6 protein-coding genes are annotated in these 7,806 nt (G+C 69.4%); 4 read left to right on the forward strand and 2 right to left on the reverse strand.

The features are described from left to right. Nucleotides 1-2,771: vitamin B12-dependent ribonucleotide reductase (locus JF597_RS52260; RefSeq protein ID WP_294013917.1), on the forward strand; the 2,771-nt coding region annotated here is incomplete at its 5' end. An 81-nt stretch (nucleotides 2,772-2,852) separates the two neighbouring features. Here JF597_RS52260 and JF597_RS52265 read toward each other — a convergent pair. After that, complete coding sequence (locus JF597_RS52265; protein ID WP_294013919.1) at nucleotides 2,853-3,386, reverse strand: TerD family protein; 534 nt, start codon at nucleotides 3,384-3,386, stop codon at nucleotides 2,853-2,855. A gap of 150 nt (nucleotides 3,387-3,536) precedes the next feature. Here JF597_RS52265 and JF597_RS52270 point away from each other — a divergent pair, with 150 nt between their 5' ends. From JF597_RS52270 to JF597_RS52280, 3 genes are all read left to right on the forward strand, one after another. Continuing rightward, nucleotides 3,537-4,142, forward strand: a complete 606-nt coding sequence (locus JF597_RS52270; RefSeq protein ID WP_294013921.1) for a YdbC family protein — start codon at nucleotides 3,537-3,539, stop codon at nucleotides 4,140-4,142. Between the two features lie 86 nt (nucleotides 4,143-4,228). Then, nucleotides 4,229-4,888 (forward strand): histidine phosphatase family protein, encoded by a 660-nt coding sequence (locus JF597_RS52275; protein ID WP_294013923.1) that lies wholly within the window; start codon nucleotides 4,229-4,231, stop codon nucleotides 4,886-4,888. A 10-nt stretch (nucleotides 4,889-4,898) separates the two neighbouring features. After that, complete coding sequence (locus JF597_RS52280) at nucleotides 4,899-5,828, forward strand: ADP-ribosylglycohydrolase family protein (RefSeq protein ID WP_294013925.1); 930 nt, start codon at nucleotides 4,899-4,901, stop codon at nucleotides 5,826-5,828. Nucleotides 5,829-6,233: 405 nt separating this feature from the next. Here the strand turns inward: JF597_RS52280 and JF597_RS52285 are convergent, their stop codons facing one another. After that, nucleotides 6,234-7,781 (reverse strand): MFS transporter, encoded by a 1,548-nt coding sequence (locus JF597_RS52285; RefSeq protein WP_294013927.1) that lies wholly within the window; start codon nucleotides 7,779-7,781, stop codon nucleotides 6,234-6,236. Nucleotides 7,782-7,806: the final 25 nt, after the last annotated feature.

A 7,806-nucleotide genomic window follows, 5' to 3' on the forward strand; every position in this document is an offset into this window, starting at 1 on the left:
GCCGTGACGTCGTCATGACCAACTGGCGCGACGGCTCGGTCAACTTCGAGCAGCGTGGCGTCGAGTTCCCCGACTTCTGGTCGGTGAACGCGGTCAACATCGTCACCAGCAAGTACTTCCGCGGTGCCGTCGGCACCCCGCAGCGCGAGACCGGCCTCAAGCAGCTGATCGACCGCATCGTGAAGACGTACCGGAAGGCCGGTGAGGACCACAAGTACTTCGCCTCGCCCGCCGACGCCGAGATCTTCGAGCACGAGCTGGCGTACGCCCTCCTGCACCAGATCTTCAGCTTCAACAGCCCCGTGTGGTTCAACGTGGGCACCCCGCAGCCCCAGCAGGTGTCCGCCTGCTTCATCCTGTCCGTCGACGACTCCATGGAGTCGATCCTCGACTGGTACAAGGAAGAGGGCATGATCTTCAAGGGCGGCTCCGGTGCCGGCCTGAACCTCTCCCGCATCCGCTCCTCCAAGGAGCTGCTCTCCTCCGGCGGCAACGCCTCCGGCCCGGTCTCCTTCATGCGCGGCGCCGACGCCTCCGCGGGCACCATCAAGTCGGGCGGTGCCACCCGCCGCGCCGCCAAGATGGTCATCCTCGACGTCGACCACCCCGACATCGAGGACTTCATCGAGACCAAGGTCAAGGAGGAGGAGAAGATCCGCGCCCTGCGTGACGCGGGCTTCGACATGGACCTGGGCGGTGACGACATCACCTCCGTCCAGTACCAGAACGCCAACAACTCGGTCCGCGTGAACGACGAGTTCATGAAGGCGGTCGAGCAGGGCGGCCAGTTCGGTCTGCGCGCCCGGATGACGGGCGAGGTCATCGAGGAGGTCCAGGCCAAGAGCCTGTTCCGCAAGATGGCCGAGGCCGCCTGGGCCTGCGCCGACCCGGGCATCCAGTACGACGACACCATCAACCACTGGCACACCTGCCCGGAGTCCGGCCGGATCAACGGCTCTAACCCCTGCAGCGAGTACATGCACCTGGACAACACGTCCTGCAACCTCGCCTCGCTGAACCTGATGAAGTTCCTGAAGGACGACGGCAAGGGCAGCCAGTCCTTCGACGTCGAGCGCTTCGCGAAGGTCGTCGAGCTCGTCATCACCGCGATGGACATCTCCATCTGCTTCGCGGACTTCCCGACCCAGAAGATCGGCGAGAACACCCGCGCCTTCCGGCAGCTCGGCATCGGCTACGCCAACCTCGGCGCCCTGCTGATGGCGACCGGCCACGCCTACGACTCCGACGGCGGCCGCGCCCTCGCCGGTGCCATCACCTCCCTGATGACCGGCACCGCCTACAGGCGCTCCGCCGAACTCGCCGCGGTCGTCGGCCCGTACGACGGCTACGCCCGCAACGCCGACGCCCACAACCGCGTCATGCAGCAGCACGCCGACGCCAACAGCGCCGCCGTCCGCATGGACGACCTGGACACCCCGGTCTGGGCCGCCGCCACGGAGGCCTGGCAGGACGTGGTGCGCCTCGGTGAGAAGAACGGTTTCCGTAACTCCCAGGCGTCCGTCCTCGCCCCGACCGGCACCATCGGTCTGGCCATGTCCTGCGACACCACCGGCGTCGAGCCCGACCTCGCGCTGGTGAAGTTCAAGAAGCTGGTCGGCGGCGGCTCGATGCAGATCGTCAACGGCACGGTCCCGCAGGCCCTGCGCCGCCTGGGCTACCAGGAGGAGCAGATCGAGGCGATCGTCGCCCACATCGCCGAGAACGGCAACGTGATCGACGCCCCCGGCCTCAAGCAGGAGCACTACGAGGTCTTCGACTGCGCCATTGGCGAGCGCGCCATCTCCCCGATGGGCCACGTCCGCATGATGGCCGCCATCCAGCCCTGGATCTCCGGCGCCATCTCCAAGACGGTCAACATGCCGGAGACGGCGACCGTCGAGGAGGTCGAGGAGATCTACTTCGAGGCCTGGAAGCTCGGCGTCAAGGCGCTCGCGATCTACCGCGACAACTGCAAGGTCGGCCAGCCGCTCTCCGCCAAGACCAAGGAGAAGGAGAAGGAGAAGGTCGCCGCCAAGACCGAGGCGACCATCCGCGAGACGGTCGAGAAGGTCATCGAGTACCGCCCGGTCCGCAAGCGCCTCCCGAAGGGTCGTCCCGGCATCACCACGTCCTTCACCGTCGGCGGCGCCGAGGGCTACATGACGGCCAACTCCTACCCGGACGACGGCCTGGGCGAGGTCTTCCTGAAGATGTCCAAGCAGGGCTCGACCCTCGCGGGCATGATGGACGCCTTCTCCATCGCGGTCTCCGTCGGCCTCCAGTACGGCGTGCCGCTGGAGACGTACGTCTCGAAGTTCACCAACATGCGCTTCGAGCCGGCCGGCATGACGGACGACCCGGACGTGCGGATGGCGCAGTCGATCGTCGACTACATCTTCCGCCGCCTGGCGCTGGACTTCCTGCCGTTCGAGACCCGCTCCGCGCTCGGCATCCACTCCGCCGAGGAGCGTCAGCGGCACCTGGAGACCGGTTCGTACGAGCCGTCCCTCGACGATGACGACGTCGACGTCGAAGGGCTGGCCCAGTCGGCGCCGCGCGCCCAGGAGCTGAAGGCCGTCGCCGCCCCGCGGACCGAGGCCACCTCGGCCAAGGCCGCCCCGAAGCAGGCGCACACCAGCGCCGAGCTGGTGGAGATGCAGCTGGGCATCCAGGCCGACGCCCCGCTCTGCTTCTCCTGCGGTACGAAGATGCAGCGGGCGGGCTCCTGCTACATCTGCGAGGGCTGCGGCTCGACCAGCGGCTGCAGCTGACGAGTCGATGTGAGGTGAAGTAAGGGGTGCCGGCCATGGCCGGCACCCCTTACTGTTCGCCTGTCTCGCGCGGCCGTCCGGTCAGGGGCGGCCGAGTCCGCCCATCTCCCGGCTGAAGACCACCGGGTCGTCCTCGAAGCCGTGCAGCCCGGGCCGGAAACTCCAGTCGCCGGACCCGTCGCGCACGAACTCCGCGACGGTGGCCGCCGTCGCGCCGAGGACCGATCCGAAGTCGTCCTCCGCCAGCACGTTGTAGCCCTCCCGGACGCGGACGGCCGGGTTCAGGACGTTCACGAACGTCCGGTGTGTAGCCCGCTGCTGGATGACGACTCCGACGACCACGCGCGCGTACCGGTCGCCGAGCCGGTCCAGTTCGAGCGTCATCACCTCGTCCCAGCCGAAGCCCCTGCCGTCCTGGCTGTCCCGGTTGAGAAAGATGGTGCCGTCGGGCGAACGGCTGTCGAAGTGCACCAGATAGGCCGGAGTTCCGTACGGGTCAGCCGTCGTGAACGTCCCGGCGACGACGTCGAGGTCGGTGGGCGGCTGACCGGAAGGGCTGGGATCCCACTTCACCGCGACCTCGACCTTGCGGATCGCCTTGCTGAAACCGCTCACCACGCGTCCCCTTCCCCCTAGAGGTCACTACCCCAACTGATGGTCTGCCAAGGCTCTTTGTCCATCGTGCCACGTGCGCGGGGGCGCATGCGCGGGTGATCTCAGCCGGAGCGTGACCGACGCCACGCCCCATGGCCTTACGATGGCGCGGTGCTGGTCAAGTGGATTCGCTGCACCGTGGTTGACCGCCGGGGCTTCGAGCGGGGGCAGCGGAAATGGGCGGGGCTTCCGGGGGAGCCGGGATTTCGGGGACAGGGCGGGGGCTGGAGTCGGCAGCGACCTGGAGTGGCGCACATCTTCGCGTTCTGGGAGAGCCGTGCCTTCTACGACTCCTTCATGGCGCGTTCGCACGACCGTCTGGCCGCGTCCCAGTTCGGCACGTACAAGGACCAGCAGGTCAAGCTGTTCGAGTACCGGTTCGACGTGAAGACCGGCTTCGAACCGCGGTTCACGGACAGCGACCTGGTCCGGGTGGCCCTCTGCCGGGTGCACGAGGAGCGGGTCGAGCACTTCACGCTGATGCAGGAGAAGGTCTGGAACCCGGCGATGGCCGGCTCTCCCGGCATGATCCGCGGCATGTTCGCGGAGGCACCGGAGCACGAGTTCATGATCCTTTCCATGTGGCGGTCGGCCGCCGAGCACGGCAAGTACCGCACCGAACGGGTGGAGCGGCTGGCGCTGCGCGCCCAGACGGAGGCCGACATCGCGGCCCTCACGGGCGACATCGTGGAGCTCGAGCCGAGCTGGATCGTTTGAATGTCCAACCCATGAGGGGTGTGACCTACGCCGTATGGGGCCCATCCGAGTGCTCGATCTTTCGTCACTCGATCTAGGGTTTTGGCATGGCACGACCACGGCGCATCGTCCTTGTCCGGCACGGCGAGTCAACCGGCAATGTCGACGACTCCGTGTACGAGCGGCAACCCGACCACGCGTTGGCCCTGACCGAGCGGGGCCGGCGGCAGGCCGAAGAGACCGGAAAACGCGTCCGGGAGATCTTCGGCCGGGAGCGCGTCAGCGTGTACGTCTCCCCCTACCGCCGTACCCACGAGACCCTCCGCGCCTTCCACCTCGACCCGGATCTCATACGCGTGCGCGAGGAGCCCCGGCTGCGTGAGCAGGACTGGGGAAACTGGCAGGACCGCGACGACGTGCGGCTGCAGAAGACGTACCGGGACGCGTACGGCCACTTCTTCTTCCGCTTCCCGCAGGGGGAGTCCGGGGCCGACGTGTACGACCGCGTCGGCGGCTTCCTGGAGAGCCTCTTCCGCAGCTTCGAGGCGCCGGACCACCCGCCCAACGTGCTCCTGGTGACCCACGGCCTGGCGATGCGGCTGTTCTGCATGCGCTGGTTCCACTGGACGGTCGCGGAGTTCGAGTCGCTCTCCAACCCGGGGAACGCCGAGATGCGCATGCTCGTTCTCGGGGACGACGGCAAGTACACGCTCAACCAGCCGTTCGACCGCTGGCGGGACCCGGAGCCCTACTGGATGAGCGGCTAGGCTGGCCGCGATGACCTCCTTTTCCGATTCCCCGACCCCGGGGCGCCTGGAGCGCGCCCTGGCCAGCCTGCGCGGACTCGCGGTCGGCGACGCGCTGGGCTCGCAGTTCTTCGTGCCGGTGAACTACCCGCTGCTGAAGCTGCGGGAGCTGCCTCCGGCCCCCTGGCAGTGGACCGACGACACGGAGATGGCCTGCTCCGTCGTCGCCGTCCTGGCCGCCCACCAGCGCATCGACCAGGATGCGCTGGCCCACTCCTTCGCCGCGCATCACGACTTCGACCGCGGCTACGGCCCCGCCGTCAACCGCCTGCTGCGCCTCGTCCGGGAAGGCGGCGACTGGCGCGAGCTGGCCGCCGGGCTCTTCGACGGGCGGGGCTCCTGGGGCAACGGCGCGGCGATGCGGATCGCGCCCCTGGGCGCCTGGTACGCCGACGATCCGGAGCAGGCCACCCACCAGGCCGAGATCTCCGCCTACCCCACCCACCAGCACCGGGAGGCCGTGGCAGGTGCCATGGCCGTGGCAGCCGCCGCAGCGCTGGCGGCGGCCCCCGGCGGCCCGCCGAGCCCCGAGGCGTTCCTCGACGGGGTCGTCGCGCTCGTCCCGAGAAGCGCGGTCGGGCAGGGCCTGCGGCGCGCCCGCGACATGCTCGACTACGCCGATGCGGGCACCGTCGCGGCCGTCCTGGGCTGTGGCCGCCGTACGACCGCCCATGACACCGTCCCCTTCGCGCTCTGGTCGGCGGCACGGGCCCTCGGCGACTACGAGACGGCGTTCTGGGCGACCGCCCAGGTGGGCGGCGACGTGGACACGACCTGCGCCATCGTGGGCGGCGTGCTCGCGGCAGGCAGGGCGGGAGCGCCGCCGGCCGCGTGGGCGGAGCGGGCGGAGGCGCTGCCGGCATGGGTGCCGACGGGGGCTGGGGCCGGCGCCGTCGGGTGACCGGCCGGGGCCAGGCCCGCAGCGCGTGCGGGGCCGCGGCCGGTGATCTTGCGGAACCGGCTCGTGCGGAAATCCTTGAGGCGCGGCGTCCCGAGGCCCCTCCCCTCTGGCTCTACGTGAATCCCTCGATCCACATAGGAGACTCTCCGTGCCCGGCGGGAACTCTGCGTGACTGCCGGGCGTTTCCCGGGCAGCCGTCCCACCGGGGGCACGTGCCGGCAGGCGGGCGGAGTCGTGGGGGAGGTGTCGGTCGTGCGGGTCGGGTTGGCTCTGCCGGTGGTGGTGTGCGCCGTGCTCGTGATCACGGCGCCGACTGCCGGGCTGCGGATGGCCGGACCCCCGCCTCTGCCGTCTGTCCCCCGGCGGAGGTCCGGCCGTCCGCGCCTCCGCACGGACCCGGTGAGGTCAGCCCATCCCCGGGCCGGCCGTGCCGGCGAGCGCTTCGAGGTCGCTCTTGCGGACCTTGATCACCAGCCAGGCGGTGAGCAACCCGAGCCCGGCCATGACGGCGGCGGGGACGAACGCCGTGGAGATGCCGTGCGCGAGCACCTCGTGCCCCCACGGCGCGGGCAGCTGATGGGTCTTGGCGAACTCCGCCTTCTGCTCCGGCGAGCCGTCGGCGAGGAACTTCGGCAGCTGCTTCTTCGCCTCGTCCCTGCCGGCCGAGCCGAACACCGTGGTCAGGATGGACAGCCCGAGCGAGCCGCCGACCTGCTGCATGGCGTTGAGCAGCCCGGAAGCCGCCCCGGCCTCGTGCTGGGCGACACCGGAGACCGCGGTGACGGTCGCCGTCACGAAGTTCAGGCCCATGCCGAAGCCGAAGACCAGCATCGGCCCGAGGATTCCGCCGAGATAGGAGCTGTCGGGCTTGATGAACGTCTGCCAGGTGAGTCCGACGACCACGAGCGCCGAACCGGTCACCATGAACGGCTTCGGGCCCAGGACGGGCAGGAACCGCTGCGAGAGACCGGCGCCGACGGCGATGGCCGCCGTCACGGGCAGGAAGGCAAGACCGGCCTTGATCGGGCTGTAGCCCAGCACGTTCTGCACGAACAGCACGATGTAGAAGAACATGCCGAACATCGCCGCGGCCAGGCTGAGCATGATCACGTAGGTGCCGGAGCGGTTGCGGTCGGCGAACATCCTCAGCGGGGTGATGGGCTCCTTCGCCCGGGTCTCGATGAAGACGAAGGCCAGCAGCAGGACCACCGCGGCGGCGAACGACCCGAGTGTCAGACCGTCTCGCCAGCCCTCCTCGGCGGCCCGGATGAAGCCGTAGACCAAGGCGGCCATACCCAGGGTGGAGGTCAGCGCACCGGCGATGTCGAAGCGCCCGGGGTGCCGTTCGGACTCGTTGATGTACTGCGGGGCGAGGGCCGCGATCAACAGCCCGATCGGTACGTTGACGAACAGCACCCAGCGCCAGTCGAGCCAGTCGGTGAGCATGCCGCCGGCCAGCAGACCGATGGCTCCGCCGCCCGCCGAGACGGCGGCGAACACGCCGAACGCGCGGTTCCGCTCGGGGCCTTCGGGGAAGGTCGTGGTGATCAGCGCCAGCGAGGTCGGCGACGCGATCGCGCCGCCGACCCCCTGGAGGGCGCGGGCGGCGAGCAGTTGCCAGGGTTCCTGGGCGAGCCCGCCGAGGAGCGAGGCGAAGGTGAACAGCAGGATGCCGGTCATGAACACCCGGCGCCTGCCGAGAATGTCGCCGGCCCGCGCGCCGAGGAGCGGCAGACCGCCGAAGGTGAGCGTGTAGGCGCTGACCACCCATGTGAGGTCCGTGGTGCTGAACGCGAGCGCCTCTTGAATGTGCGGGAGCGCGATGTTCACAATCGTCGCGTCGAGTACCACCATGAGCTGACAGGCGGCAATCACGGTGAGCGCGATGCCGGGGCGCCCCTGCCGGCGGGCCGCACCTGGTTTCTGGTCCGGTATCAGTTGAGAGGTTGTCACTATGGATCCCCCACGAAGGTGTTAG

Origin of the sequence: Streptomyces sp. (assembly GCF_019510245.1) — a bacterium.
Classification (GTDB): domain Bacteria; phylum Actinomycetota; class Actinomycetes; order Streptomycetales; family Streptomycetaceae; genus Streptomyces.

Bases quoted from the DNA above. Each gene is read 5' to 3' on its own strand.
- JF597_RS52275 (WP_294013923.1), top strand. From the start codon at position 4,229: ATGGCACGACCACGGCGCATCGTCCTTGTCCGGCACGGCGAGTCAACC.
- JF597_RS52280 (WP_294013925.1), top strand. From the start codon at position 4,899: ATGACCTCCTTTTCCGATTCCCCGACCCCGGGGCGCCTGGAGCGCGCC.